The following is a 24331-nucleotide window of genomic DNA, read 5'->3' as shown; positions in this document are numbered from 1 at the left end:
GTCGATCATCAGGCATTTCGCCCCGATTTAGTAAAGGTCATACCCGGTTGCCATAGCTCGCGCGGCTTTGCTCAACAAAATTTACGTAACGGAAACCCGATAGTTTGTCCGAAACCGATACGCGAAAAGGCCCGGCGCGGGCCGGGCCTTCTTCAAACCGCCCATCGTTCAGGCGGATTTCTTCTTGCCGTCCTCGTCGATTTCTTCGAAGTCGGCGTCGACAACGTCGCCATCCTTCGCAGCATCAGCCTTGGCGTCGGCTTCCGCGGCCTCCTTCTGGGAGGCCTCGTACATCGCCTGGCCGAGCTTCATGGAGACCTCGGCGAGCGTCTGCGACTTGGCGTTGATATCGTCGACGTCGTCGCCTTCGGCCGCCGTCTTCAATGCTGAGATCGCATCGGCGATCGCCGTGCGGTCGGTCTCGGAGACCTTGTCTCCATATTCCTTGAGCGACTTCTCCGACGAATGGACAAGCGATTCGGCCTGGTTCTTCGCCTCGACCAGCGCGCGGCGCTTCTTGTCCTCGGCGGCATGAGACTCGGCGTCCTTCACCATCTTCTCTATGTCGGCATCGGAAAGACCGCCGGAGGCCTGGATACGAATCTGGTGCTCCTTACCCGTGCCCTTGTCCTTGGCGGACACGTTGACGATACCGTTGGCGTCGATGTCGAAGGTGACCTCGATCTGCGGCACGCCGCGCGGAGCCGGCGGGATGCCGACCAGATCGAACTGGCCGAGCAGCTTGTTGTCGGCCGCCATCTCGCGCTCGCCCTGGAAGACCCTGATCGTGACTGCCGACTGGTTGTCCTCGGCAGTCGAGAACGTCTGCCCCTTCTTGGTCGGGATCGTGGTGTTGCGCTCGATGAGCCGCGTGAACACGCCGCCCAGCGTCTCGATGCCGAGCGAAAGCGGGGTCACGTCGAGGAGCAGCACATCCTTCACGTCGCCCTGCAGCACGCCGGCCTGGATCGCCGCACCGAGTGCAACAACCTCATCCGGATTGACACCCTTGTGCGGGTCCTTGCCGAAGAACTGCTTCACGACTTCCTGGATCTTGGGCATGCGGGTCATGCCTCCGACCAGCACAACCTCGTCGATCTCGGCAGGCTTCAAACCAGCGTCCTTGAGCGCGGCGCGGCAAGGCTCGACCGTCTTTTGCACGAGATCGTCCACCAGCTGCTCAAACTTGGCGCGGGTCAGCTTCATCGTGAGGTGCTTCGGGCCGTTCTGATCGGCCGTGATGAAGGGCAGGTTGATCTCGGTCTGGGAAGCGGACGACAGCTCGATCTTCGCCTTCTCAGCAGCCTCCTTGAGGCGCTGCAGCGCGAGCTTGTCGTTCTTCAGGTCGATGCCCTGCTCTTTCTTGAACTCCTCGGCCAGGTAGTTGACGAGGCGCATGTCGAAATCCTCGCCGCCGAGGAAGGTGTCGCCATTGGTCGACTTCACCTCGAACACGCCGTCACCGATCTCGAGGACGGAAATGTCGAACGTGCCGCCGCCGAGGTCATAGACGGCAATCGTCTTGCCTTCCTTCTTCTCCAGCCCGTAGGCGAGAGCGGCAGCAGTCGGCTCGTTGATGATGCGCAGCACCTCCAGCCCGGCAATCTTGCCGGCATCCTTGGTGGCCTGGCGCTGGGCGTCATTGAAATAGGCCGGAACGGTGATGACGGCCTTCTCGACCTTCTCACCAAGATAGGCCTCTGCCGTCTCCTTCATCTTCTGAAGGATCATCGCCGATACCTGCGAGGGCGAATATTTCTTGCCGTGGACCTCGGTCCAGGCGTCGCCATTGTCGCCCTTCACGATGTTGTAGGGGACAAGCTTCTTGTCTTTCTCCACGGTCGGATCGTCGTAGCGGCGGCCGATCAGGCGCTTCACCGCAAACAGCGTTCCCTCGGGATTGGTGACCGCCTGGCGCTTTGCCGGCTGGCCAACTAGGCGCTCGTCGCTGTCGCTGAACGCCACGATCGAAGGCGTCGTGCGCGCGCCCTCCGCATTCTCGATAACCTTCGCGTCCTTGCCATCCATCACGGCGACGCAGGAATTGGTGGTTCCAAGGTCGATACCGATTACTTTTGCCATTTTCTTCTCTCCGCTAAGCAGGCCGTCAGGACCCTACGAGGCGTTCCTTGACAGCCCCTGTTACTTGGGATTTTCCGCATCGAACCAGCGGTTTGCCGGCCGAACAGAATTGCGGCGTATATAAGAAGGGCGTTTCTGGCGCGCAAGCCGTAGAGTAGCCCTTTGCTCGCGTTCAAAAGCGTCGGAAATCCTGAGTTTTCCGCCCTTATTTTCTGCTGTCAGGCGAACCGTATTCACTTGTGCCTAACTGTTGTGCCCAACTGTCCCAGCGCTTGGCTCCCTGCGGCGCAGACAAATGCTGCCGGACTCGGAAACCGGCCCGCCGCACTCCATATTGTCAGGCATGAGCATGCCCGCAAAGATCGACTACTTCGCTCACCGGCGTAACCGCATCCTGAACGCGATGCACACCTGGCTGCTCGCCAGCGGGGCCCTGCTTCTGCTCGCAGTCACTGCCTGGGCGTTCGGCGGCACGGTCGGCATCGTATATGCGGTCATCTTCGGCGGCGTTTCCGTCTGGGCGATGCGCAGGATCAGCCCTAAAATCGTGCTTTCGATGTATAGAGCACGCGAGGTGAGCGAGGCCGAGTTTCCGACCGGAGTCGGCATTGTATCCGAACTTGCGCGCCGCGCCGGCCTGCCGGCCGTGCCACGGCTCTACGTGATTCCCTCGCGCCTGATGAACGCCTTTGCGGTCGGCCGCCGCGACCAGTCCGCGATCGCCATCACCGACGCGCTCGCCAGAACTCTGCCACAGCGTGAGCTTGCCGGCGTGCTGGCCCATGAGGTCAGCCATATCGCGCATGAGGACGTGAAGGTAATGGCGCTCGCCGACATGGTGTCGCGCTTCACCTCGCTGATGTCGACGGTCGGCCTGATTTCGCTCTTCTTCAATATAGGCAGCTATGCGACCGGTGTGGCGGGGAGTGTGCCGTGGCTCGCGGTCGCGGTGCTGCTCGCTTCGCCGACGGTCGGCGGGCTGATCCAGATGGCGCTGTCGAGGACGCGCGAGTTCGATGCCGACCTCGGCGCGGCGCTACTCACCGGCGATCCGGACGGGCTCGCCTCAGCGCTGACACGGCTGGAGCGTGCGCAAGGGCGCATCTGGGAGAACATTTTCCTGCCGGGGGGCCGCATCCCCGATCCTTCGGTGCTGCGCACCCACCCGCTGACTGCGGACCGGATCGCGCGGCTCAGGGCCCTGAGAGCCGGCGCGGGAGTCGTCCCTGTCTTGCCGCTCGGCGGCCCAGTGAAGCAGCGACCTTCCTTCGTGCCGAGGATCAGAACCGGGCCGCGTCTCGACAGCTTGCATTTCGGGGGCTTCGGTGCGCCGCTGCTGTTGGCCGCGGATGCCGACAGCACCGCGCCGGCTTGCGACCACCCTCTCAACGCGCCCAGAGGCAATCCACGACTGCATTTGCGCGGCGCGGTATGGTGGTAGCAGCAGCTTGCTTCCTTTCGAAGCTCAGTCAATCCTGCGCGCGAAGCTGACGATCGGGGACCACGATGCTTGCGCCGAAAGCAACTCGAGTCATGCGCATCACCGAGCGGCATATCGCTGCGGTGGAGCGGAGGATCGCCGATCCGGGGCCGCTGCTCATCGCCGGTTTCCGCCCGGCGACGGATGCGGATTACGATGAAACGGTGGACCGGATCATGGCCTCGGCGCCGGCAGGCGATTTCTGGGTCTTCGCCTATGGATCGCTGATCTGGAATCCGGCCTTCGACCTCGTCGAGCAGCGGCTCGCCGAGGCGCGCGGCTGGCGCCGCTCCTTCTGCCTGGGCTGGGACTATCGCTTCCGCGGCAACCGCGAACAACCCGGTCTGATGCTGGCGCTCGACCGCGGCGGTCTCTGTAAAGGTGTCGCCTACCAGCTCCCGGCCGACGCGCTGAAGCCCAATCTCGACAGGCTGATCCGTCGCGAGATGAGCATGGTGCCGAGCGCCTTCCCGCCGCGCTGGATCAGGGTGACGACAGCGACCGGCCCGCTCACGGCGCTCACCTTCGCGATGAACCGCAAGAGCGGCCGCTACATCAACGGCCTCGACGACGATGAGCTCGCTGAAATACTGGCGACCGCCTGCGGCTTCCGCGGCTCGATGGCCGAATATCTGTTCGCCACCGTGAGGCATCTCGAAGAGCTCGGCATCCACGACCGCCACCTCTGGAAGATGCAGGAGCTGGTCGCCGAGCGCATCGAGCGCGCTCACGGCATATGAACGGTCAGACAGCCTCCCACCCTTCCTTGTCGCCGGCGCGGAAGATTGCGTCGATAACCTTCTGGTTGGCGACCGAGCTTTCCAGCGTGAAGATGTCTTCCTTGCTGCCTTGGGCAACCCGCGCGAAGGTCTCGACCTCGAGCTGGTATTGCTGTGTGCCCGGAAAGCGGAACACAGTCGCCTCGGTGTGGCCCTGGTTGTGCAGCTCTATCTTGTGGTGCTCGTAAAGGCCGGCATTGAAGGGCGATCGTACCTCGATGAAGCCTTTGTCACCGTGGAAGACCATGAGCTGACGGTTGGCAAGCTGGGTCGAGAGGTAGAAGGAGAGCTCGAACTCGCCGAAATCTGCGCGGATCGAGGAATAGATGTCGGTGCCGAATTTCTTGTCGCGTTCGATCGTCGCCTGCACGCGGCTCGGCTCCTTGCCGGTCACGAAGCGCGTCGAGACCGTGGGATAGACGCCGATGTCCGGCAACGCGCCGCCGCCCAGCGAGAGCACGTTGCGCATGTTGTTCGGATCGACATTGTAATAGGAGAAGGCACCCTGGACATGGCGCAGCCCGCCGATCGCCCCGGAGCGGACGAGGTCGCGCACCTTCAGCCATTGCGGATGATAGGTGACCATGAAGGCCTCCGAGATCAGCACCTTTTTTCTGTCGCGGAGTTCGATCAGCTGCAGAATGTCCTTGGCGTCCAGCGCCAGCGGCTTCTCGACCAGCACATGCTTGCCGGCCTCGGCGGCCTTCGCCGTCCACTCGACATGCTGGGAAGTCGGGAGCGGGATGTAGACGCCGTCGACCGTGTCGGAGGCGAGCAGCTCCTCATAGGAGCCGAAGGCGTGCGGTGCGCCGAACCTGTCGGCGATGGAGCGGGCGCGGGCGAAATCACGGCTGGCGATTGCCGACAGCACCCCGTTCTCGGCCTGCACGATTGCCGGGATCACCTGATCGCGCCCGATCTTCGCCGTCGACAGAACACCCCAGCGGAACATGACCTCTCTCCTCTTTGCTCAGCGGTGTGCGAAGCTAGCCGCGCGGCCATGAAAAGGAAAGGCGCATGAGGAGCGGAACGACGGTTCCGCTCGACGCCTGGCCGCTACCATGGAACCACCGTGATCTCCGGCCAATTGCGCTTTGCGCGTGCGCCCTTCTCTTCATGGGTCGCGCGGTTATCGAGGGCCCGATTGGGCGCCACGCGGAACGACAAAATATGGTCGAGGCCGAAGGGGGCGTAGAGGCTCAACTGCCCATCATGTTCAAGCCGAACGCCTACGGCGTGAGTCTCGGATGCGAAATGCCGGATCGCATGATCGGAGCTTACATATTTCGGGCAAGCCTGTCCGAATCTTTGGGGATACCAGAGATGGACGCGCGCCTGGTTCCGTATCTCCACGGGAACGGGCATATCAGCAAACATCGCCGCGCCGGCGCGAATGATCTCGTCTTCCGCCTCGTAGGACAGATCGGCTGTATCGAAATAGAAGAGGTCGATATCCTTGATGCCGTGGCCCGACGGCCGCCCCGTCAGGGCGTTCCACACCGTGTTGTACAGGACTCCCGACACGATACGCCAGTCGGGCAGCGCAAGTGAATGGGCGCGCGCCAGCGCGTCTCGAACAAGTGGCTCCGCCCACACGATATCCAGAAAGACCTGCCGTTGTCGATCGAACGGCAGGCCCGCATAGCGCAGATGGTCCACGCGCGCGCTCCTGACGAATCGAGCGGAAGCGTAGCTATTTGCCTGCCCGGAAGAAATCGACAAAAGCTCTCAGCGCCGGCCGCATCTGGCGGCGGCTCGGGTAGTAGACATGGAACCCATCGAAAGGCGGGCACCAGTCCTCCAGAACGCGCAGGAGCCCGCCGTCCGCGATTGCGTCCTTCACATAGTCCTCGAAGATGAAGGCAAGGCCGGCGCCGTCCATTGCGGCCTGCACAATGAGCCGGTCCTCGCCGACGACCAGCGGCCCCTCGACCGGCAGCTCGATTTCCTCCCCGTCCTTCTCGAACTCCCAGCGATAGATCACACCGCTCGAGAAGCGGAAGCGGAGGCAGCGGTGCTGGATGAGGTCGCGCGGATGCTGTGGGCGCGGCATCTTTTCGAAATAGGACGGTGCTCCGACGACCGCTCCGCGGATCGCGGGTCCGATGCGGACGGCGATCATGTCGCGCTGCAGGCTCTCGCCGAGCCGCACGCCGGCATCGAAGCCGCCCGCCACCACATCCGTGAAGCGATCCTCTATGACGAGGTCGAGCATGATGTCGGGATAAGCTTTGGCGAAAGCGCCGAGTTTCGGCGCAAGCACCAGATAGGCCGCGGTGCGCGGCACGGTGAGCCGCAAGTTCCCTGCAGGCACGTCACGCGCTTCGATTGCGGTTTCGAGCGCCCGGTCGATTTCGGAAAGGGCGGGGCGCAGCCTCTCCAGAAGCCTTGCGCCTGCCTCCGTCGGCGCGATGCTACGGGTCGTGCGGGAAAGCAGGCGAACGCCGAGGCTGCTCTCCAGGTTCGATACTGCGTGGCTGACCGCCGAAGGCGCAATGCCAAGCTCCCTGGCCGCTCCGCGAAAGCTTCCGTTTTGTGCAACGGCCGCAAGCACTGCGAGTTGCGAGAGATGGCTTCGGGTCATTTGATTGATCTATAAATTAGAACAGCCCGTGCAGACTTATCCCGATTATCGAACGGGAGGCAACGGCCTACCTAGGCTGCATCGCAGAGAGCAAGGAGCATGTGATGCAAGCCCGCAAACTCGGAACAGACCTCAACGTCCATCCCGTCGGCCTCGGCTGCATGGGCATGAGCTTCGCCTATGGCGGCCAGGACGAAAAGGACGCCATTGGAACGCTCCATCGCGCCGTCGAGATCGGCGTCAATTTCTTCGACACCGCTGAAGTCTATGGACCGTTCGACAACGAGATCCTGGTCGGCAAGGGCCTGAAGCCGTTCCGCGACCGGGTGACGATCGCCACCAAATTCGGCTTCAAGATTTCTGACGAGGGCGTCGGCCCGCAACGCATGGTCGGCATCGACAGCCGGCCCGAGCATGTCAGGGAGGTCGCCGAGGCTTCCCTGAAGCGCCTTGGGGTCGATGTGATCGACCTTTTCTATCAACACCGCGTCGACCCCAACGTGCCGATCGAGGACACGGTCGGCGCCATGGCGGACCTTGTGCGCGAAGGCAAGGTGCGGGCGCTCGGGCTGTCGGAGGCAAGTGCCGCCACGATCCGCCGGGCGCATGCGGTCCATCCGATCGCAGCGGTCCAAAGCGAGTATTCGCTGTGGAGCCGCGATCCCGAGGACGAGGTGTTGCCTGTCTGCCGCGAGCTCGGCATCGGCTTTGTCCCTTACAGCCCGCTCGGCCGGGGCCTGCTGACCGGCGCGATCCGCAAGCCCGAAGCTCTGAGCGCAGACGATTGGCGTCGAGGGCTGCCGCGCTTTCAGCCCGAAGCCATGCAGGCCAATGCGATGCTGCTGGACATGCTCGAAAGGATTGCTGAGGAGAGGGGCGTCACGCCGGCGCAGCTGGCGCTTGCCTGGGTCCTCGCGCAGGGGGACTTCATCGTGCCAATCCCCGGCGCGCGCAAGATCCGCCATCTCGAGGAGAACACGGCTGCTGGCCAAATCGTCCTGACTGCGGGCGAAATCGCGGCGATCGGCGACGCGCTCTCGCCCGAGCGCGTGACCGGCGACCGCTACAACGAGCGGGAGCTGGCACTGGTGAACGGCTGAGCCGAAATTGAGGAGGCGCTGGACGGTTTGTCGTTCAGCGCCTCCTGGTCAAGTCCTGGAATATCAGGCCCGCAATACGCCGCCGGTCTGTTTGGCGACGTTGTCGACGATCTTGGTCGCCAGCGCCTCGAAATCCTCGTCCGTCAGCGTCCGCTCGGTCGGCTGAATCGCAACCTCTATGGCGATCGACTTCCTGGTTGCGCCCAGCGCCTCGCCCTCGAATACGTCGAATACGGTGACCCCTGTGATCAGGTTGCGGTCGGCAGCAGCCGCCGCCCGCATCAGCGACCCGGCTTCGACGCCCTTGTCGACCACGAAAGCAAAGTCGCGCTTCACTGCCTGATAGGGCGACAGTTCGAGCCGCGGCTTGGTGCGGGTCGGCTTCTGCTTCGGTTCGGGGATCGCGTCCAGATAGATCTCGAAGCCGGCAAGCGCGCCCGATACGTCCAGCGCCTCCAGCGTCTTCGGGTGGAACTCGCCGAAATGCCCGAGCACCGTCTTCGGGCCGAGCTTGATCGTGCCGGAGCGGCCGGGATGATACCAGGATGGCCCACTAGCCTCGACCTGCAGCTTGTCGACGGGCGCGCCGGCCGCCTCGAGCGCCGCGAAGGCATCCGCCTTGGCATCGAACACGCCGACCGTCGCAGAATTTCCCGCCCAGTGCCGGCCCGCACCGTCGAGCTTGGCCGTGCCGCGCCGTACACCTGCCGCCACGCGCCGCTGCTTGTCCGGCGTATCGCCCTCATAGATGCCCGATACTTCGAACAAGGCTACGTCGCCCAGCCCCCGGTCGGTGTTGCGCTGCGCGGCCGCGAGCAAGCCCGGCAGAAGCGAAGGCCGCATGTCGGACATGTCCGATGCGATCGGATTCGAAAGCTTCAGCGCCGGCGCGCCGCCACCGAACAGTTCCGCATGCCTGGCCGGGATGAAGGACCAGGTCACCGCCTCCATCATGCCGCGCACGGCGAGCGCACGCTTGGCCGCGCGTGTGCGGATCTGCAGGGGGGTGAGGATCCTGCCGTTGACGGAGCCGTGGCTCGCCATGGGCTGCGGCGCGATCATGTCGACGCCGTGGATGCGCATGACTTCTTCGACCAGATCGGCCTTGCCGTCGATATCCGGCCGCCAGGAGGGTACCGTCACGTCCACGACATAGCCCTGGTCCCTCGTCGTGAAGCCGAGCCGCGAGAGGATCTCGATGCTCTCCTCACCGGGCACGTCGAGACCGGTCAGCCGCTTCACCTCGGGCGTCGGGAAGATGATCACCTTGGGCTCGTGACCGGCATAACCGACAACCTCCGCCTCGGTCGGCGTACCGCCGCACAGATCGAGCACCATGCGTGTCGCGAGTTCCAGTCCCGGCACCATGAACTCCGGATCGACGCCGCGCTCGAAACGGTAGCGCGCATCCGTGATGATGCCGAGGTCCCGGCCGGTGCGGGCGATGTTGAGTGGCTCCCACAGAGCCGACTCGATCAGCACGTCCCTGGTGTCGGCATCGCAGCCGGAGTGTTCGCCGCCCATGACTCCGGCGATCGATTCGACGCCGTCTCGGTCGGCGATCACGCACATCTCCGGCGTCAGCTCGTATTCGCGGCCGTCGAGCGCCAGCACCCTCTCGCCGGTCCTTGCGCGGCGCACGACGAGATTGCCCTTGACCTTGGCCGCATCGAACACGTGCAGCGGCCGGCCGCGATCGAAGGTGATGTAGTTGGTGATGTCGACCAGCGCATTTATGGGGCGCAGCCCGATGGCGAGCAGGCGCCGCTGCAGCCAGCGCGGCGAAGGGCCGTTGCTGACGCCACGCACCAGCCGCAGAGCGAAGCCGCGGCAAAGCGAAGGCGTATCGCTGAAGTCGAGGCTCACCTTGACCGGCGTCTCCCCCTCGCCCGGAACGGGCTCGACCGGCGGCGTTTTCAGCTGGCCCAGCCCGGAAGCTGCGAGGTCCCGGGCAATGCCGTAGACGCCGGTCGCATCCGGCCGGTTCGGCGTCAGGTTGATCTCGATCACCGGGTCGTCGAGATGGGCCCAGGCTGCGTAGCTCTCGCCAACCGGCGCCTCTTCCGGCAGGTCGATGATGCCTTCATGGTCGTCGGAAAGCTGCAGCTCGCGCTCCGAGCACATCATGCCGCGGCTTTCGACGCCGCGTATCTTGCCGACCGACAGGGTGATGTCGGTGCCCGGTATGTAGGTGCCGGGTGCGGCGAAGGCGCCGACAAGGCCGGCCCGCGCGTTCGGCGCGCCGCAGACGACCTGCACCGGCGGACTACCGTCGCCTTTGTCGACCATCAACACCCTTAGCTTGTCGGCGTCGGGATGCTTCTCGGCGGTGAGCACGCGAGCGATCACAAAGGGCTTCAGCGAAGACTTGTCGTCGACCGCTTCGACCTCGAGGCCGATGGCGGTGAGGCGCTCGACAATCTCGCCGAGCGAGGCGTCGGTCTCCAGATGATCCTTGAGCCAGGAGAGTGTGAATTTCATGATATCGTCTCGTCGGGTCTCGGCACGCTTGTCTTCAGATGTCGCTCAAGCCCGTCCGGCATGTGCACGTAGGGCAATTGCTCGCGCACATAGGCGTGCAGCGTCGGCTTGTAGTTCGAGGGCATATCCATCGCGCCCAGCATGAAATAGATTTGGTTGTCGAGGCGCTGGTCGTGATAGGCGATCGGCGAGCCGCAGACATTGCAGAAGCTGCGTGTCACCGCGCCGTTCTCATAGGTGCTGAGGCTCTTGCCGCCGAGGCTCACCTCGTCGGCGCGGAAGCCGACGAAGGCAGCGACGGGCGCACCAGTCGCACGCCGGCAGTCGCTACAGTGGCAGTAACTCACCGACAGCGGTTCGCCCTTGGCCTCGAAGCGGACCGCGCCGCAGCGGCAGCCACCGGAGTTGGGAAGAAGATCAGCCATCTGTTGTCTCTCGGTTTCCGCCCCCCGCAGGACTTCGACCAAGCGAAACTCTTCGCCGACGGCGCTGGTTGCCCGGAGCATAGGTTTACTCAGCTGCCAAGGATGGAGGGACGGCGCCCGGAGCCTTACGACCCTTCAACATGCCGTCGATCGAGAGGTCCTCATCAATTTCCGGCCAGTGAACTCCGTCCAACATCAACTCGACCGTATTGCGCTGCGCGGGCGTCGCTTTCAGCAGGCGCGGATACCACCAAAGTGGCGTGGAAACCTGCCTTCCATCCGCAAGCAGCACATGCAGGTGATGCAGATCACACCATGCCTCGATCGGCCGGTCCTTTTCCGGATAATCAGGCGAAGAATTCATTCCATGCCTCCAAAAGGCGCGATCGGTTTTCGGACACTATGGCAATTATACGACCCAACTCGACATCGCTGAAACCGCCGTTCTTGGCTACACGCACTTCTTGCAACCAGATTTTCGCCTTGCGGTCTCCGTCATCGATATGAACATGCGGCGGCTCGTGCCCGTCTCCCGAGAAGAAATGAAAGCGATAGCCGGCCTCTCTTAGAACGGTCGGCATCGCCTCTACGAACTCAACCCGCCGAACAGCGTCGGCATGTCGAGCGGGCGGAAACCGTAATGGGTGAGCCAGCGGACATCGGCGTCGAAGAAGTCGCGCAGGTCCGGCATGCCGTATTTCAGCATGGCGATGCGGTCGATGCCCATGCCCCAGGCAAAGCCTTGATATTCGTCGGGATCGAGCCCGCCATAGCGCAGCACGTTCGGGTGCACCATGCCGCAGCCAAGGATCTCGAGCCAGTCGCTGCCCTCGCCGAAGCGGATCTCGCCCGGCCGCGAGCGGTCGCACTGGATATCGACCTCCAGGCTCGGCTCGGTGAACGGGAAGAAGCTCGGCCGGAAACGCATCTTCACGCTCGGCACCTCGAAGAATGCCTTGCAGAACTCTTCATGCACCCACTTCATGTTGGCGACGTTGGCCGTCTTGTCGATGACCAAGCCTTCGACCTGATGGAACATCGGCGAGTGCGTCGCGTCCGAATCCTGCCGGTAGGTCTTGCCCGGAATGATGATGCGGATCGGCGGCTTCTGCGCCTCCATGGTGCGGATCTGCACCGGCGAGGTGTGGGTGCGCAGCAGCTTGCGCTCGCCGTCCGGTCCGGGCGGGAAGAAGAAGGTGTCGTGCATCTCGCGCGCCGGGTGCCCTTCCGGGAAATTCAGCGCGGTGAAATTGTAGTAGTCCGTCTCGATGTCCGGCCCCTCGGCAACGGCGAAGCCGAGATCGGCATAGATCGCGGTGATCTCGTCGATCACCTGGCTGATCGGGTGGATACGCCCGCGCTCGGCCGGCGAAGGCCGGACCGGCAGCGTCACGTCGACCGTCTCGGCGGCAAGCCGTACGGCGATCGCCGCCTCGCGCAGTTCCGCCTTGCGCGCGCCAAGCGCCTCCGTGACGCGGTTCTTCAGCCCGTTGATCGCCGGGCCCATGACCTGGCGCTCCTCCGGGCTCATCGTGCCCAGCGTCTTCAGCATGTCCGAGACCGAACCCTTTTTGCCGAGCGCCGCTACGCGCACCGCCTCGAGCGCCGGCTCGTCGCCCGCCCTTGCAATGTCGGCCATCAGCGCAGCCTCGAGCGCGCCAAGGTCACCTTGTTTTTCGTTCACGGCGAGATCCATTTCATCGTCTCCGTCCTGCCGCGGAGCCTCGTGCCTGCATCATCGGCTCCGGTAACAGAAAAACCCGCGCCAGCCCTGCCAGCGCGGGTTTCCCAATCAACAGTCTTTTCGAAAGCTTGGGAAGGCGCTGGCTAAGCGACAGCGCTCTCAAAAGCATTCGGCGTGGTGTTCTTCAGATATTCGAGCGCGACCTTGGCCTTGGCGACAAGCGCACCGAAAGCCTGCGGCTCGTGGATCGCCATATCGGACAGCACCTTGCGGTCGATCTCGATCCCGGCCTTGTTCAGGCCATCGATGAAGCGGCCATAGGTGAGGCCGTGCTCGCGCACCGCCGCGTTGATGCGCTGAACCCAAAGCGCGCGGAACGAGCGCTTGCGGTTCTTGCGGTCGCGATAGGCGTACTGCTTCGACCTCTCCACCGCCTGCTTGGCGATGCGGATGGTGTTCTTGCGGCGGCCGTAAAAGCCCTTGGCGGCTTTCAGGACCTTCTTGTGCTTGGCGTGGGCGGTAACGCCTCTCTTTACGCGTGCCATGTCATGATCTCCTTAAACGCTTCGAAGGCAGGGCTCAGAGGCCGCCGCCGTTCGGCAGAAAGTTCTTGATGACCTTCTTGGCATCAGGTTCGGCGAGAACCATCGTGCCGCGGGCATCGCGAATGAACTTGTTGGTGCGCTTGATCATGCCGTGGCGCTTGCCCATTGCCTGCGCCCTGACCTTGCCGGTCGCGGTAATCTTGAACCGCTTCTTCGCGGAAGATTTGGTCTTCATCTTGGGCATTTTGCTTTCCTTAAATTATTGGGGCGCGTGATTGCGCCGATCGCGTCATCGGGCGGACCAAAGCCCGAAAAGCAAACGGAACCGCCACGGCATGCCCTGCCGGGCGGTTCGGAACGCGGCCTTATAGCGATGGTCTCAACAAAGCGCAACACCCCGAAACGAGCGTCGCGCCCCAGATATCAAGGCGTCAGCGCGGCGCCAGCACCATCATCATCTGGCGGCCTTCGAGCTTCGGCTCCGCCTCGACCTTGGCGATCGAGGCTGTCTCCTCGCGCACCTTGTTCAGAAGCTGCATGCCGAGCTCCATATGCGCCATCTCGCGGCCGCGGAAGCGCAGCGTAAGCTTGACCTTGTCGCCTTCCTCGAAGAAGCGCCTCACCGATTTCATCTTCACCTCGTAATCATGGGTGTCGATGTTGGGGCGCATCTTGATCTCCTTGATCTCGATGACCTTCTGGTTCTTGCGTGCCTCTGCGGCCTTCTTCTGGTTGGCGTATTTCAGCTTGCCCAGATCAAGGATCTTGCAGACGGGCGGATCCGCATTGGGAGCGATTTCGACGAGGTCTAAGCCGGCCTCCTCGGCGAGAAGCAGTGCGTCGTTGATGGAGACATCGCCGCGGTTGTTGCCGTCGGCATCGATGAGCTGGACGCGGGGGACCCTGATATCCCGGTTTGAGCGCGGGCCTTCCTTCGTGGGCGCCGCGGCCTTGAATGGTCTGCGAATGGTCGGTTCTCCTTAGTCTGTTAATGATAGCGGTTCAGTCCGAACAAACCTTGACGCCTATGTCGTTCGGATCGAGCCGGTGTCAATAGCACAGCATGCGCCAAGAATCATCCGTTCAATGGAAGTAGATTAAGCGATCGTGACAATGCCAGCCCGGCGCTTTTCCTGGCAGCCCGACCGTGGCAGAAGGAGGCTCCTGCCGGAGTTCATTTCCACCCAGAGCCACATATGAGCCAGGACATCAGCGAAACGATCGAGGTCGGCGGCCTGCCGATCGCCGTACGCCGGCAGGAAGGCCGCGCGCCGGGCATCATCTGGCTCGGCGGCTACCGTTCCGACATGACCGGCACGAAGGCCGAAGCGCTGTCGGCCTTCGCGCGGGAGAAGGGCTTCGCCTTTCTGCGCCACGACTACTCGGGCCATGGCGCGTCCGGCGGCGACTTTCGCGCAGGTACGATCTCGCGCTGGCTCTCCGAAAGCCTCGCAGTGTTCGAGCGCTTCGCCGCGCCGCGCGCGATCCTGGTCGGTTCCTCCATGGGCTCCTGGATCGCGCTGCGCATGATCGAGGAATTGCGCAAGCGAGGCGCGGGCGGACGCATCGATGGAGTGGTGCTGATAGCACCGGCACCCGACTTCACCGCCGAACTGATCGAACCGCAGCTCAAGCCCAGGCAGAAGCGGGGACTCGCTGAGCAAGGCTATATCGAGGAGCCGTCCGCCTACTCGCCCGAGCCGAACGTCTACACCAAGTCGCTGATCGAAGACGGCCGGGCGAACCTGGTGCTCACCGGGCCGATCGACACGCATTGCCCGGTTCACATCCTGCAGGGCATGGCCGATCCGGACGTGCCGCATACCCATGCGCTCAAGCTCGCCAGCCTGCTGCCGTCCGACGATCTCACGGTCTCGCTCATCCCGGACGGCGACCATCGGCTATCGCGGCCACAGGATCTCGGCATGATCCTCAATGCGATCGAAGCCATGGCGGGGACCTGAAGCACGATGCGGCTCTCCGTTCCCGTCTCCGCCTTCGTCGCAGCCATTGTCGGCTTCGGCGGCACGCTCGCGCTGATCATCGCAGCCGCAAACGCGGTCGGGGCGAGCCGTATCGAGACGGCGAGCTGGGTGACGGCGATCTGCCTCGCGATGGCGTTCGAGTCCGTCTGGCTTTCCTGGCGCACCAGGATGCCAGTGATCACAGCCTGGTCGACGCCGGGCGCGGCCCTCGTAGCCGCCAGCTCGGGTTTCACCATGGCCGATGCGGCCGGCGCTTTCATCCTTACGGCGCTGCTGTTGATCGCCACCGGCCTGTTCAGGCCGCTGACAAGCCTGATTTCGCGGATCCCAGCTTCCGTAGCTTCGGGAATGCTTGCCGGCATCGTCGTCGGTTTCGCGACCAGCGCGGTGAAGACCGTCACTGCGGATCCGGTGCTCATCCTGCCGCTGGTCGCCGCGTTCTTCGTGATCCGCCTCGTCAACCCGGCACTTTCGGTGCTGGCCGTACTCATCGGTGGTGGGATCGCGGCGTTCCTGCTCGGCCGCGTCGGCAGCCTGCCGGCGCCCGAGCTTTCGACCCTGACCCTGATAAATCCGGCCTTCTCGCTGTCCGCGACGATCGGCCTTGCCATACCGCTCTATCTGGTCACCATGGCTTCGCAGAACCTCTCCGGTCTGGCCGTGCTCAAGGCCGCCGGCTATGAGCCGAAGCCGGGGCCGATCATCGCCTTCACCGGCTTCTTCTCGCTGCTGTCTGCGCCATTCGGGGCGTTGACGACCAATCTCGCTGCGATCTCGGCCGCCATCTGCACCGGACCCGACGCGCATCCGGACCCCATGGAGCGCTGGAAAACCGGGCCATTCTATGCTCTGGCCTATCTGATCTTCGCGGCTTTCGGCGCCTCGCTGGTGGCGGTGTTCGCGGTGCTGCCGCAGAGCCTGATCGTGCTGGTCGCCGGGCTGGCGCTGATGGCCCCGCTCGCCAACGCGCTGTCGATCGCGCTCAGGGACGAGCCGGAAAGAATGGCGGCAACCACCACTTTTGCGGTCACCGCGTCCGGCATAGTGCTTTTCGGCATCGGTGCAGCCTTCTGGGGGCTTCTTGCCGGGCTGGCCGTGCTTGGCCTCGACGCTTTCAAAAAATCCTAGGCTTTGCAGGCGGTTGTCGGATTTTGGATGAACCGGCCTTGAATCGCGTTTTTCGCCTATCCATTTCGATTTTGTGCAGCCCGCATCGGCTGTTCAACGGAAGGAACGGGAGAAAATGAACACGAGTGCACTGATCCGTCCGGCCTGGACGCCGGCGACCATCGCGCTGATGGTGCTGGGCTTCGTGGTGTTCTGGCCGCTCGGCCTTGCCATGCTCGCCTATATCATCTGGGGCGACAGGTTCGACGGGTTCAAGCGCGACGTCAAGGAAGCCAAGAACAGCTTCTTCGGAGGCTGCCGCGGCCGCCACGCCCGTCGCCACGGCTTTGGCCGTACCGGCAACATCGCCTTCGACGAATGGCGTGAGAAGGAGCTGGAGCGCCTGGAGGAAGAGCGCCGCAGGCTGGACGAGACGCTCAAAGAGTTCGACACCTACCTGCGCGAGCTTCGCCGCGCCAAGGACCAGGAAGAGTTCGACCGATTCATGAACCGCGCCCGCAACAATGAGCCGAAGGGCAACGACAAGCCACGCGACTCCGGGCCACAGGGCTCCGGACTGCTGGACGACGTCTGATCGCCCCCTGATGAATCCTCAGACGTAATAATATTACCGAACGGCGTCCTTTACGGGCGCCGTTCTTCATTTTTGTTGGCCTGCCGCTCGAATCGCATATTGTGGTTCCATGCCGTTCGTTCTGCATTCTCCCCGCCTGAAAAAGAGGCCGCCGGTCGAGGAACGCCTGCACGAAGTTGCCGGCCGCTCGCTGCCGCTGAAAATCGTTGAAAATCAACGCGCGCGGCGGCTGACCCTGCGCATCGATTCCGGCGGCCGCGGACTGCGCATCACCATACCGCCCGGCCTGGCCCGGCGCGAGGTCGAGCGCTTTCTCAGCAACCATCAGGGCTGGCTGGAGCAGCGGCTTGCCAAGGTGCCGCTCCGACCCCACGTTCGGCCGGGCATCAAGCTGCCCGTTCGGGGCGTGCCGCATCTGATCGTGCATCATGCCGGCACCCGCGGCACGGTCGAGGTGAGCCGCGACAATTCCGGACCGATCCTGATCGTGCACGGCGACCGCCAGCACTTACCGCGCCGGCTGGCCGACTTCCTCAAGCGGGAAGCAAAGCGGGAAATCAACCGCCTGGTGGAAAAGCACACGGCTACAGTGCGAAGACGCGCCAAATCGGTGCGTTTCAAGGATACGTCGAGCCGCTGGGGCTCGTGCACCGCCGACGGAGGCCTCTCCTTCTCATGGCGCATCATGATGGCGCCGCCGGAGATTATCAACTATCTGGTCGCCCATGAAGTGGCGCATCTCAAGGAGATGAACCACGGCCCGAAATTCTGGAAGCTGTGCACGCAGCTTTGTCCGGATACCGAGCGCTGCCGCGACTGGCTGAAGCGCAACGGAGGCGCGCTGCAGGCCATCGTATTCGAAATGAGCGAGTAGTGGGGCTTCCACTCGACTCGCCGGCCGTCCCGCGCTAATCCCGCCCCATGGCGCTCGACATCAAGATCTGTGGCCTGAAGACCGAAGCCGCGCTCGAGGCAGCGCTCGCCGGAGGGGCAGCCTGTGTCGGCTTCATCTTCTTTGCGAAAAGCCCACGTCACATCGAGCCGGCCGAGGCCGGGCGGCTGAGGCAGCTGGCAGTCGGCAGAGCGAAGGCGGTAGCAGTCACTGTCGACGCGAGCGATGAGACGCTTGATGCGATCGTCGAGAAAATGCGGCCGGACATTCTGCAGCTGCACGGAAGTGAAAGCCCGGAGCACGTCGCCTCGCTGAAGGCCCGCTACGGCATTCCCGTGATGAAGGTGTTTTCCGTGCGCGGCGCATCGGACCTCGAAGCGATCAGCCTCTATCGCGGCGTTGCCGACCGCTTCATGTTCGACGCCAAGCCGCCCGCAGGTTCGGAACTGCCGGGCGGCAACGGCATTCCCTTCGACTGGACCATCCTTGGCAGACTCGATCCGGAGCTCGATTACCTGCTCTCCGGCGGCCTCAATGCCGGCAATATCGGAGAGGCCCTGCGGCTCGCCAATCCACCCGGCATCGACATATCGTCGGGCGTCGAGAGTACCCCCGGCGTGAAAGAACCGGCGTTGATCGAGGCCTTCTTCCGGGCGGTGAGGGCGGCCGAGACGAGCCGGGCAGCCTGAGTTCGTGCCGCGGACAGTTTACTTTTTGCCCCGGACGGGCTTAAGCCTCGCTGAAGTCCCGCCTAGGGCAAAAAACAAACTGTCCCCAGAGCCAAAGCCATGAACAAGCCAGCCGAACCCAATTCCTTCCGCACCGGCCCCGACCCCGAGGGCATGTTCGGCATGTTCGGCGGCCGTTTCGTCGCCGAGACGCTGATGCCCCTGATCCTTGATCTGGAGCGCCACTGGAGCGAGGCGAAGGACGATCCGGCCTTCCGGGCCGAGCTCGAACATCTGGGCAAGCACTATACCGGGCGGCCGAGCCCGCTCTATTTCGCCGAGCGGCTGACGGCACATCTCGGCGGGGCCAAGATCTATTTCAAACGTGAGGAGCTGAACCACACCGGCTCGCACAAGATCAACAACTGCGTAGGCCAGATCCTGCTTGCCAAGCGGATGGGCAAGACACGCATCATCGCCGAGACGGGTGCGGGGCAGCATGGCGTCGCTTCCGCGACCGTCGCGGCCCGGTTCGGCTATCCCTGCGTCGTCTATATGGGCGCCACCGACGTCGCCCGGCAGCAGCCCAACGTGTTCCGCATGAAGCTGCTCGGTGCGGAGGTAAGGCCCGTCACGTCCGGCCACGGCACGCTGAAGGACGCCATGAACGAAGCGCTGCGCGACTGGGTGACCAATGTCGAGGACACTTATTACCTGATCGGCACAGCCGCCGGCCCGCATCCCTATCCGGAGATGGTGCGCGACTTCCAGGCGGTGATCGGCACCGAGGCCAAGGAGCAACTCCTGGCTGCCGAAGGCCGGCTGCCGGACCTCGTCATCGCCGCAGTGGGAGGCGGCTCGAACGCGATCGGCATCTTCCATCCGTTCCTTGACGATCGCTCGGTCAGGATCGTCGGCGTCGAAGCCGGCGGCAAAGGTCTTTCCGGTGACGAGCACTGCGCCTCCATCACCGCCGGCTCGCCGGGCGTGCTGCACGGCAACCGCACCTATCTGCTGCAGAACTCCGACGGCCAGATCAAGGACGGCCACTCGATTTCGGCCGGCCTCGATTATCCGGGCATCGGGCCGGAACACTCCTGGCTGCATGCCACCGGCCGCGTCGAATATGTACCGATCATGGACACCGAGGCGCTAGAAGCCTTCCAGCTCCTCACCCGGCTCGAAGGCATCATTCCAGCGCTGGAGCCCAGCCATGCGCTAGCCGAGGTGATCAAGCGCGCGCCGCAGATGGGCAAGGACGAGATCATCCTGATGAACCTCTCCGGCCGCGGCGACAAAGACATCTTCACCGTGGGCAAGATACTCGGGATGGAGCTTTGAGGATTGACCGGGCGCGCTGTCGAGCCGCTTTCCGCATATGTGCTGACGCGCGATAGCGAGCGCCTGCTCGATCGCGTGCTGCCCCCCCTGTCGCGCGTCGCCGACGAAGTGCTGGTCCTCGATTCGGGAAGCCGTGACCGGACGATCGAGATCGCCCGTCGGCACGGCTGCAGGGTCGAAACAAGCGAGTTCAAGGGCTTTTCTCGGCAGCGTCAGAAGGCGCAGTCATTGTGCACCTACGATCATGTGCTCTTCATCGACAGCGACGAGATCATGAGCGACGAACTCGTCGCCGAGATTCTCGCCCTCAAGGAGGCCGGGTTTCCGGCAGACGCCTATACCATCCGCCGCGATTGGTTCGTGCTCGGCAAACCAGTCCATGCGTTTTATCCGGTGCAAAGCCCGGACTACCCGATCCGCATCCTCGACAGGCGCAGGGTCGACTTCGCGACCTCCAACGAAGTGCACGAGACTGCATCGGGCTATCGCTCGATTCAACGCATCGAAAAGCCGCTCACTCATTTGACCTGCGCGACGAAGGATGAAGTCGAGACCAAGCTCAAGCTTTACAGCTCGTTGGCCGCAGCTGATTTGAGGGCGTCAGGACGTGCCATTCCGGCGCGACCTCTCGTGCTTGGCCGGTCGCTCGTGGCCTTCGTAAAATGGTATTTTGGCAAGGGCGCATGGATGGACGGCGGAGTGGGCCTGCGTGCCGGCGTTTTCGCTGCCCGTTATACTTACCTGAAATACGAGCGCGCGAGACTCATTGACCAACCGCAGCATGCAGTGCCTTAGGTGGAAAAGGCAGAATTGATACGTGCAGATCAAGATATCCCCGAAAGGCTCCGTATGACCACCCGCATCGACCGCTGCTTTGAGAAGCTGAAGGCCGAAAACCGGCCGGCGCTCGTCACCTATTTCATGGGCGGCGATCCGAACTACCAGACATCCCTGTCGATCATGAAGGCGCTGCCCAAAGCCGGTGCCGACGTCATCGAGCTCGGCATGCCGTTCTCCGACCCCATGGCCGACGGGCCGGCCATCCAGGCCGCCGGGCTGCGCGCGCTGAAAGGCGGCCAGACGCTCAGGAAGACGCTTGCCATGGCCGCAGATTTCCGCCGCGGCGACAATGACACGCCGATCGTCATGATGGGCTACTACAATCCGATCTACATCTACGGCGTCGACCGATTCCTCGCGGACGCCATCGATGCAGGAATCGACGGGTTGATCATCGTCGACCTGCCGCCGGAAATGGACCAGGAACTCTGCGTCCCGGCACTCAAGGCCGGTATCAACTTCATCCGTCTCGCCACCCCGACCACCGACGACAAGCGCCTGCCCAAGGTGCTGCAGAACACGTCCGGCTTCGTCTACTACGTGTCGATGACGGGCATTACGGGCGGGGCGCTGCCGGATACGTCCAAGATTTCGGGGGCCGTCAGGCGCATTAAGAGCCATACCAGCCTGCCGGTCTGCGTCGGCTTCGGCGTCAAGACGGCCGAGCAGGCAAAGGTCATTGGCACGGCGGCCGACGGCGTCGTCGTCGGCACGGCGATCGTCAACGCGGTGGCCAATGTCATCGGCCCGGACGGCAGGACGACGGCGGACCCGGCCGAAGCGGTGGCGACGCTGGTCAGCGGGCTTGCCGCCGGCGTCCGGGCAGCGCGCCTTGCGGCAGCCTGAGAAGCTTCCCATGTCTCTCGTCATGCCGTTCCGATCGAAAGGGCTGAAGCCATGAACTGGATCACCAACTACGTCCGCCCGAAGATCAATTCGATGCTCGGCCGGCGGGAGATGCCGGAAAACCTCTGGATCAAGGATCCGGAGACCGGTGAGATGGTCTTCCACAAGGACCTCGAGGAGAACCAGTATGTGGTCCCTTCATCCGGCCATCACATGCGGATCTCGGCAAAGGAGCGGCTGAAGTTCTTCTTCGACGACGGCAGGTACGAGGCGATCGACAACCCGAAGGTCGCGGTCGATCCCCTGAAGTTCCGCGACGAAAAACGCTATGTCGACCGCCTGCGCGACGCCAAGACCAAGACCAGCCTGGAGGATGCGATCCTCGGCGCGCTGGGCAAGATCGAGGGCCTGCCGGTGGTCGCGGTGGTGCAGGATTTCGCCTTCATGGGCGGCTCGCTCGGGATGGCGGCCGGCGAGGCGATCATCAGGGCATTCGAGGTCGCTTTCGAGAGGAAACAGCCATTGGTGCTCTTTGCCGCTTCCGGCGGCGCGCGCATGCAGGAAGGCATTCTCTCCCTCATGCAGCTGCCGCGCACCACGGTCGCGGTCGATCGCCACAAGGAGGCTGGGCTGCCCTATATCGTGGTTCTCACCAACCCGACCACCGGCGGCGTCACTGCCTCTTACGCGATGCTGGGCGACATCCATATCGCCGAGCCGGGCGCGCTGATCGGTTTCGCCGGGCCGCGCGTCATCGAGCAGACGATCCGCGAGAAGCTCCCGGAAGGCTTCCAGCGCTCGGAATATCTGATGGAGCACGGCATGGTCGACATGGTTGTCTCACGGCTCGAGCTGAAGCCGACGATTGCCCGCCTCTTGAAGATGCTGCTGAAGCAGCCCGCGGTTCCCAAGGCCGTCGAGCCGGAGATCCTGGCGCCGGCCGTGATCCAGGCCGAGGCGCGACCCTAACAAGCCATCAAGCACGAGACGCCGCACCGGTTGCTTGCCCGCGGCGCATCGGGCCGCGATCTGGACGTGCCGATCTCGCCCGACAGGCTAGTTTGGGCATATGGCTGGAAATGATTTCATGATTGGCACCGCAGCAGACAAGGAGATCGAGCGCCTGCTGGCCCTGCATCCGAAGGGCTTCGACCTGTCGCTCGACCGTATCACGCGGCTGCTCGCACGGCTTGGCAATCCCGAGAAACGCCTGCCGCCGGTCATCCATATCGCCGGCACCAACGGCAAGGGCTCGGCCTGCGCGTTCTCCCGCGCGCTCCTCGAAGCCTCCGGCCTTCGCGTCCACGTCCACACCTCGCCGCATCTGGTCAGGTGGCACGAGCGCTACAGGCTCGGCGCGCCCGGTGGCGGCGAGCTTGTCGAAGACGAGGTGCTTGCGGAAGCCGTCGCTCGCGTCGCGAAGGCCAATCGCGGCGAGACGATCACCGTGTTCGAGATCTTGACCGCCGTCACCTTCCTGCTCTTCTCAGAACATCCCGCTGACGCGGCGGTGATCGAAGTCGGCCTCGGCGGGCGCTTCGACGCGACCAACGTGATCAGCGAGCCAGCGGTTTCGGTGATCATGCCGATCTCGGTTGATCACGAGGCCTATCTCGGCGACCGGGTCGAACTGATCGCGGCGGAAAAAGCCGGCATCATCAAGCCTGGCCGGCCGGTCGTCATCGGCGCGCAGGAATCCGACACCGCGCAAGACGTCCTCCTCGAAGCCGCGGAGCGGCTCGGTGCGCCCCCGATCGTCTATGGTCAGGACTTCCTCGCTTACGAGGAGAATGGCCGCATGATCTACCAGGACGAATGGGGCCTGATGGACCTGTCGCCGCCGCGCCTGCCGGGCCGCCATCAATACGCCAACGCCGCTGCCGCGATTGCCGCAGTAAAGGCTGCCGGCTTCGAACTGTCGCACCGTGCCGCGGACCGCGCCATGACGAGCGTCGACTGGCCGGGCCGTATGCAGCGGCTGACACAAGGTGCGCTTGTCGAGCTCGCGCCGAGCGGTTCCGAGATCTGGCTCGACGGCGGCCATAACCCCGGTGCGGGAACTGTCGTGGCCGAGGCGCTTGCCGAGCAGGAGGAACGCTCGCCACGGCCACTCTTCCTGATTTGCGGCATGCTCAACACCAAGGACCAGACCGGTTTCTTCCGAGCCTTCCACGGCATTGCCCGTCACGTATTCACGGTACCGGTCAGGTCCAGCGATGCCGGTGTGCCGAATGCCGAGCTCGCGCTGCGTGCCGTCGATGCCGGGCTTTCTGCCGAGCCGGTCAATTCGGTCGCAGACGCGATGATGCTCTTGCGAGACACCTGGGACAGATCGGAGGTTCCACCGCGAATCTTGATCTGCGGATCGCTCTACCTGGCCGGCGAAGTGCTGGCGGAGAACGGTACGCCGCCGACGTGAGTGTTGGTGGCGGAGACAGCAAGAAGCCCGGCGCGAGGGCCGGGCTTCTGCGGTTAGTATCTGGGAGGATTACGCCACCGCGCCGCTGATCCAGTGCGACAGCGCCGTCTTCGGGGCCGCGCCGACTTTCATGTCGGCCACTTCGCCGCCCTTGAAGATCATCAGCGTCGGGATCGAGCGTACGCCGAACTGGGCAGCGAGCTCCGGATTCTCGTCGATGTTGAGCTTGGCGACCTTTACCTTGCCGTTGAGCTCGGTCGCGATGTCCTCGAGCGCGGGCGCGATCATCTTGCAGGGGCCGCACCACTCCGCCCAGAAATCCACGACGACCGGCTCCTTCGCATCGAGCACGTCCGACTTGAAGTTGTTCCGGTCGACCTTGACGGTTGCCATTTCGAGGATCCTTTCGGTGTTAACTTGCACAATATGTGGTGCGCAGCGGTCATGGCTTCAAGCACAGCTTGTGTCACGCTGTTTC

The 24331-nt window shown here is 63.6% G+C and carries 26 protein-coding genes; 13 read left to right on the top strand and 13 right to left on the bottom strand.

The window, feature by feature from the left end; all coding sequences use genetic code 11:
* Positions 1-168 precede the first annotated feature (168 nt).
* Positions 169-2082, bottom strand: coding sequence for a molecular chaperone DnaK (gene dnaK / locus SAZ10_RS22630; RefSeq protein WP_318611650.1), 1914 nt, complete (start codon positions 2080-2082; stop codon positions 169-171).
* Between the two features lie 349 nt (positions 2083-2431).
* Between dnaK and SAZ10_RS22625 the strand changes: the two genes are divergently transcribed.
* A complete protein-coding gene (locus SAZ10_RS22625) occupies positions 2432-3523 on the top strand; it encodes a zinc metalloprotease HtpX (protein WP_318611649.1) in 1092 nt (363 codons plus the stop codon).
* Between the two features lie 65 nt (positions 3524-3588).
* Complete coding sequence (locus SAZ10_RS22620) at positions 3589-4302, top strand: gamma-glutamylcyclotransferase (protein ID WP_318611648.1); 714 nt, start codon at positions 3589-3591, stop codon at positions 4300-4302.
* Between the two features lie 4 nt (positions 4303-4306).
* Here SAZ10_RS22620 and SAZ10_RS22615 read toward each other — a convergent pair whose 3' ends face one another.
* The 3 genes from SAZ10_RS22615 to SAZ10_RS22605 all read right to left on the bottom strand — a co-directional run bounded on the left by SAZ10_RS22615 (position 4307) and on the right by SAZ10_RS22605 (position 6925).
* Positions 4307-5293 (bottom strand): Gfo/Idh/MocA family oxidoreductase, encoded by a 987-nt coding sequence (locus SAZ10_RS22615; protein ID WP_318611647.1) that lies wholly within the window; start codon positions 5291-5293, stop codon positions 4307-4309.
* A 104-nt stretch (positions 5294-5397) separates the two neighbouring features.
* Positions 5398-6000 carry a nucleotidyltransferase family protein gene (locus SAZ10_RS22610; protein ID WP_318611646.1) on the bottom strand — a complete coding sequence of 201 codons (603 nt, stop codon included), beginning with the start codon at positions 5998-6000 and terminating at the stop codon, positions 5398-5400.
* Between the two features lie 34 nt (positions 6001-6034).
* On the bottom strand, positions 6035-6925 hold the full coding sequence (locus tag SAZ10_RS22605) for a LysR family transcriptional regulator (protein ID WP_318611645.1): 891 nt from the start codon (positions 6923-6925) through the stop codon (positions 6035-6037).
* Positions 6926-7029: 104 nt separating this feature from the next.
* On the opposite strand from SAZ10_RS22605, the gene SAZ10_RS22600 reads away from it, so the two are divergent.
* Complete coding sequence (locus tag SAZ10_RS22600; protein ID WP_318611644.1) at positions 7030-8025, top strand: aldo/keto reductase; 996 nt, start codon at positions 7030-7032, stop codon at positions 8023-8025.
* A 63-nt stretch (positions 8026-8088) separates the two neighbouring features.
* On the opposite strand, the gene pheT is transcribed toward SAZ10_RS22600, so the two are convergent.
* From pheT to infC, 8 genes are all read right to left on the bottom strand, one after another.
* Positions 8089-10506 carry a phenylalanine--tRNA ligase subunit beta gene (gene pheT, locus SAZ10_RS22595; protein ID WP_318611643.1) on the bottom strand — a complete coding sequence of 806 codons (2418 nt, stop codon included), beginning with the start codon at positions 10504-10506 and terminating at the stop codon, positions 8089-8091.
* The gene (locus tag SAZ10_RS22590; RefSeq protein WP_318611642.1) at positions 10503-10931 is read right to left on the bottom strand and encodes a GFA family protein; all 429 of its coding nucleotides are present in this window, start codon (positions 10929-10931) and stop codon (positions 10503-10505) included. Before SAZ10_RS22590 ends, pheT begins: the two co-directional genes overlap by 4 nt.
* A gap of 85 nt (positions 10932-11016) precedes the next feature.
* Complete coding sequence (locus SAZ10_RS22585; protein ID WP_318611641.1) at positions 11017-11295, bottom strand: DUF2442 domain-containing protein; 279 nt, start codon at positions 11293-11295, stop codon at positions 11017-11019.
* Positions 11279-11512 (bottom strand): DUF4160 domain-containing protein, encoded by a 234-nt coding sequence (locus SAZ10_RS22580; protein ID WP_318611640.1) that lies wholly within the window; start codon positions 11510-11512, stop codon positions 11279-11281. Before SAZ10_RS22580 ends, SAZ10_RS22585 begins: the two co-directional genes overlap by 17 nt.
* Positions 11513-11517: 5 nt before the next feature.
* The gene (pheS, locus tag SAZ10_RS22575) at positions 11518-12570 is read right to left on the bottom strand and encodes a phenylalanine--tRNA ligase subunit alpha (RefSeq protein WP_412535283.1); all 1053 of its coding nucleotides are present in this window, start codon (positions 12568-12570) and stop codon (positions 11518-11520) included.
* A 188-nt stretch (positions 12571-12758) separates the two neighbouring features.
* A complete protein-coding gene (rplT, locus tag SAZ10_RS22570; protein WP_318611638.1) occupies positions 12759-13160 on the bottom strand; it encodes a 50S ribosomal protein L20 in 402 nt (133 codons plus the stop codon).
* 34 nt (positions 13161-13194) lie between these two features.
* Entirely contained in the window at positions 13195-13404 is a 210-nt protein-coding gene (rpmI, locus tag SAZ10_RS22565) for a 50S ribosomal protein L35 (protein WP_318611637.1), read from the bottom strand.
* A gap of 187 nt (positions 13405-13591) precedes the next feature.
* Positions 13592-14128 (bottom strand): translation initiation factor IF-3, encoded by a 537-nt coding sequence (infC, locus tag SAZ10_RS22560; RefSeq protein WP_318611803.1) that lies wholly within the window; start codon positions 14126-14128, stop codon positions 13592-13594.
* 228 nt (positions 14129-14356) lie between these two features.
* Here infC and SAZ10_RS22555 point away from each other — a divergent pair, with 228 nt between their 5' ends.
* From SAZ10_RS22555 to SAZ10_RS22510, 10 genes are all read left to right on the top strand, one after another.
* A complete protein-coding gene (locus SAZ10_RS22555; protein WP_318611636.1) occupies positions 14357-15124 on the top strand; it encodes an alpha/beta hydrolase in 768 nt (255 codons plus the stop codon).
* Between the two features lie 6 nt (positions 15125-15130).
* Positions 15131-16273: a benzoate/H(+) symporter BenE family transporter gene (locus SAZ10_RS22550; protein ID WP_318611635.1), complete on the top strand. Its 1143-nt coding sequence runs from the start codon at positions 15131-15133 to the stop codon at positions 16271-16273.
* Between the two features lie 115 nt (positions 16274-16388).
* The gene (locus tag SAZ10_RS22545; protein ID WP_318611634.1) at positions 16389-16847 is read left to right on the top strand and encodes a DUF2852 domain-containing protein; all 459 of its coding nucleotides are present in this window, start codon (positions 16389-16391) and stop codon (positions 16845-16847) included.
* Positions 16848-16956: 109 nt separating this feature from the next.
* Entirely contained in the window at positions 16957-17721 is a 765-nt protein-coding gene (locus tag SAZ10_RS22540; RefSeq protein ID WP_318611633.1) for a SprT family zinc-dependent metalloprotease, read from the top strand.
* 47 nt (positions 17722-17768) lie between these two features.
* On the top strand, positions 17769-18428 hold the full coding sequence (locus SAZ10_RS22535; protein ID WP_318611632.1) for a phosphoribosylanthranilate isomerase: 660 nt from the start codon (positions 17769-17771) through the stop codon (positions 18426-18428).
* A gap of 99 nt (positions 18429-18527) precedes the next feature.
* A complete protein-coding gene (gene trpB / locus SAZ10_RS22530) occupies positions 18528-19748 on the top strand; it encodes a tryptophan synthase subunit beta (RefSeq protein WP_318611631.1) in 1221 nt (406 codons plus the stop codon).
* 3 nt (positions 19749-19751) lie between these two features.
* Positions 19752-20543, top strand: a complete 792-nt coding sequence (locus tag SAZ10_RS22525) for a glycosyltransferase family 2 protein (protein WP_318611630.1) — start codon at positions 19752-19754, stop codon at positions 20541-20543.
* Between the two features lie 54 nt (positions 20544-20597).
* Positions 20598-21434: a tryptophan synthase subunit alpha gene (gene trpA, locus SAZ10_RS22520; RefSeq protein WP_318611629.1), complete on the top strand. Its 837-nt coding sequence runs from the start codon at positions 20598-20600 to the stop codon at positions 21432-21434.
* A gap of 51 nt (positions 21435-21485) precedes the next feature.
* Positions 21486-22403, top strand: coding sequence for an acetyl-CoA carboxylase, carboxyltransferase subunit beta (accD, locus tag SAZ10_RS22515; RefSeq protein WP_318611628.1), 918 nt, complete (start codon positions 21486-21488; stop codon positions 22401-22403).
* Positions 22404-22521: 118 nt separating this feature from the next.
* On the top strand, positions 22522-23853 hold the full coding sequence (locus tag SAZ10_RS22510; protein WP_318611627.1) for a folylpolyglutamate synthase/dihydrofolate synthase family protein: 1332 nt from the start codon (positions 22522-22524) through the stop codon (positions 23851-23853).
* A gap of 69 nt (positions 23854-23922) precedes the next feature.
* Here SAZ10_RS22510 and trxA read toward each other — a convergent pair whose 3' ends face one another.
* A complete protein-coding gene (gene trxA, locus SAZ10_RS22505) occupies positions 23923-24246 on the bottom strand; it encodes a thioredoxin (RefSeq protein ID WP_318611626.1) in 324 nt (107 codons plus the stop codon).
* Positions 24247-24331 lie beyond the last annotated feature (85 nt).

Source organism: Mesorhizobium sp. BAC0120, from assembly GCF_033542235.1.
Taxonomy (GTDB): Bacteria; Pseudomonadota; Alphaproteobacteria; order Rhizobiales; family Rhizobiaceae; genus JAWRCU01.
The sequence above is the reverse complement of the archived record's forward strand: the minus strand, read 5'-3'. Positions and strand labels throughout refer to the sequence as shown.

Bases quoted from the DNA above. Each gene is read 5' to 3' on its own strand.
- SAZ10_RS22510 (WP_318611627.1), top strand. From the start codon at position 22,522: ATGATTGGCACCGCAGCAGACAAGGAGATCGAGCGCCTGCTGGCCCTG.
- SAZ10_RS22555 (WP_318611636.1), top strand. From the start codon at position 14,357: ATGAGCCAGGACATCAGCGAAACGATCGAGGTCGGCGGCCTGCCGATC.
- SAZ10_RS22585 (WP_318611641.1), bottom strand. From the start codon at position 11,295: ATGAATTCTTCGCCTGATTATCCGGAAAAGGACCGGCCGATCGAGGCA.
- rpmI (WP_318611637.1), bottom strand. From the start codon at position 13,404: ATGCCCAAGATGAAGACCAAATCTTCCGCGAAGAAGCGGTTCAAGATT.
- SAZ10_RS22600 (WP_318611644.1), top strand. From the start codon at position 7,030: ATGCAAGCCCGCAAACTCGGAACAGACCTCAACGTCCATCCCGTCGGC.
- trpA (WP_318611629.1), top strand. From the start codon at position 20,598: ATGACCACCCGCATCGACCGCTGCTTTGAGAAGCTGAAGGCCGAAAAC.
- pheT (WP_318611643.1), bottom strand. From the start codon at position 10,506: ATGAAATTCACACTCTCCTGGCTCAAGGATCATCTGGAGACCGACGCC.
- SAZ10_RS22580 (WP_318611640.1), bottom strand. From the start codon at position 11,512: ATGCCGACCGTTCTAAGAGAGGCCGGCTATCGCTTTCATTTCTTCTCG.
- accD (WP_318611628.1), top strand. From the start codon at position 21,486: ATGAACTGGATCACCAACTACGTCCGCCCGAAGATCAATTCGATGCTC.
- SAZ10_RS22625 (WP_318611649.1), top strand. From the start codon at position 2,432: ATGCCCGCAAAGATCGACTACTTCGCTCACCGGCGTAACCGCATCCTG.
- trpB (WP_318611631.1), top strand. From the start codon at position 18,528: ATGAACAAGCCAGCCGAACCCAATTCCTTCCGCACCGGCCCCGACCCC.
- SAZ10_RS22540 (WP_318611633.1), top strand. From the start codon at position 16,957: ATGCCGTTCGTTCTGCATTCTCCCCGCCTGAAAAAGAGGCCGCCGGTC.
- trxA (WP_318611626.1), bottom strand. From the start codon at position 24,246: ATGGCAACCGTCAAGGTCGACCGGAACAACTTCAAGTCGGACGTGCTC.
- SAZ10_RS22605 (WP_318611645.1), bottom strand. From the start codon at position 6,925: ATGACCCGAAGCCATCTCTCGCAACTCGCAGTGCTTGCGGCCGTTGCA.
- SAZ10_RS22620 (WP_318611648.1), top strand. From the start codon at position 3,589: ATGCTTGCGCCGAAAGCAACTCGAGTCATGCGCATCACCGAGCGGCAT.
- SAZ10_RS22590 (WP_318611642.1), bottom strand. From the start codon at position 10,931: ATGGCTGATCTTCTTCCCAACTCCGGTGGCTGCCGCTGCGGCGCGGTC.
- SAZ10_RS22550 (WP_318611635.1), top strand. From the start codon at position 15,131: ATGCGGCTCTCCGTTCCCGTCTCCGCCTTCGTCGCAGCCATTGTCGGC.
- rplT (WP_318611638.1), bottom strand. From the start codon at position 13,160: ATGGCACGCGTAAAGAGAGGCGTTACCGCCCACGCCAAGCACAAGAAG.
- SAZ10_RS22545 (WP_318611634.1), top strand. From the start codon at position 16,389: ATGAACACGAGTGCACTGATCCGTCCGGCCTGGACGCCGGCGACCATC.
- dnaK (WP_318611650.1), bottom strand. From the start codon at position 2,082: ATGGCAAAAGTAATCGGTATCGACCTTGGAACCACCAATTCCTGCGTC.
- SAZ10_RS22535 (WP_318611632.1), top strand. From the start codon at position 17,769: ATGGCGCTCGACATCAAGATCTGTGGCCTGAAGACCGAAGCCGCGCTC.
- SAZ10_RS22615 (WP_318611647.1), bottom strand. From the start codon at position 5,293: ATGTTCCGCTGGGGTGTTCTGTCGACGGCGAAGATCGGGCGCGATCAG.
- pheS (WP_412535283.1), bottom strand. From the start codon at position 12,570: ATGGCCGACATTGCAAGGGCGGGCGACGAGCCGGCGCTCGAGGCGGTG.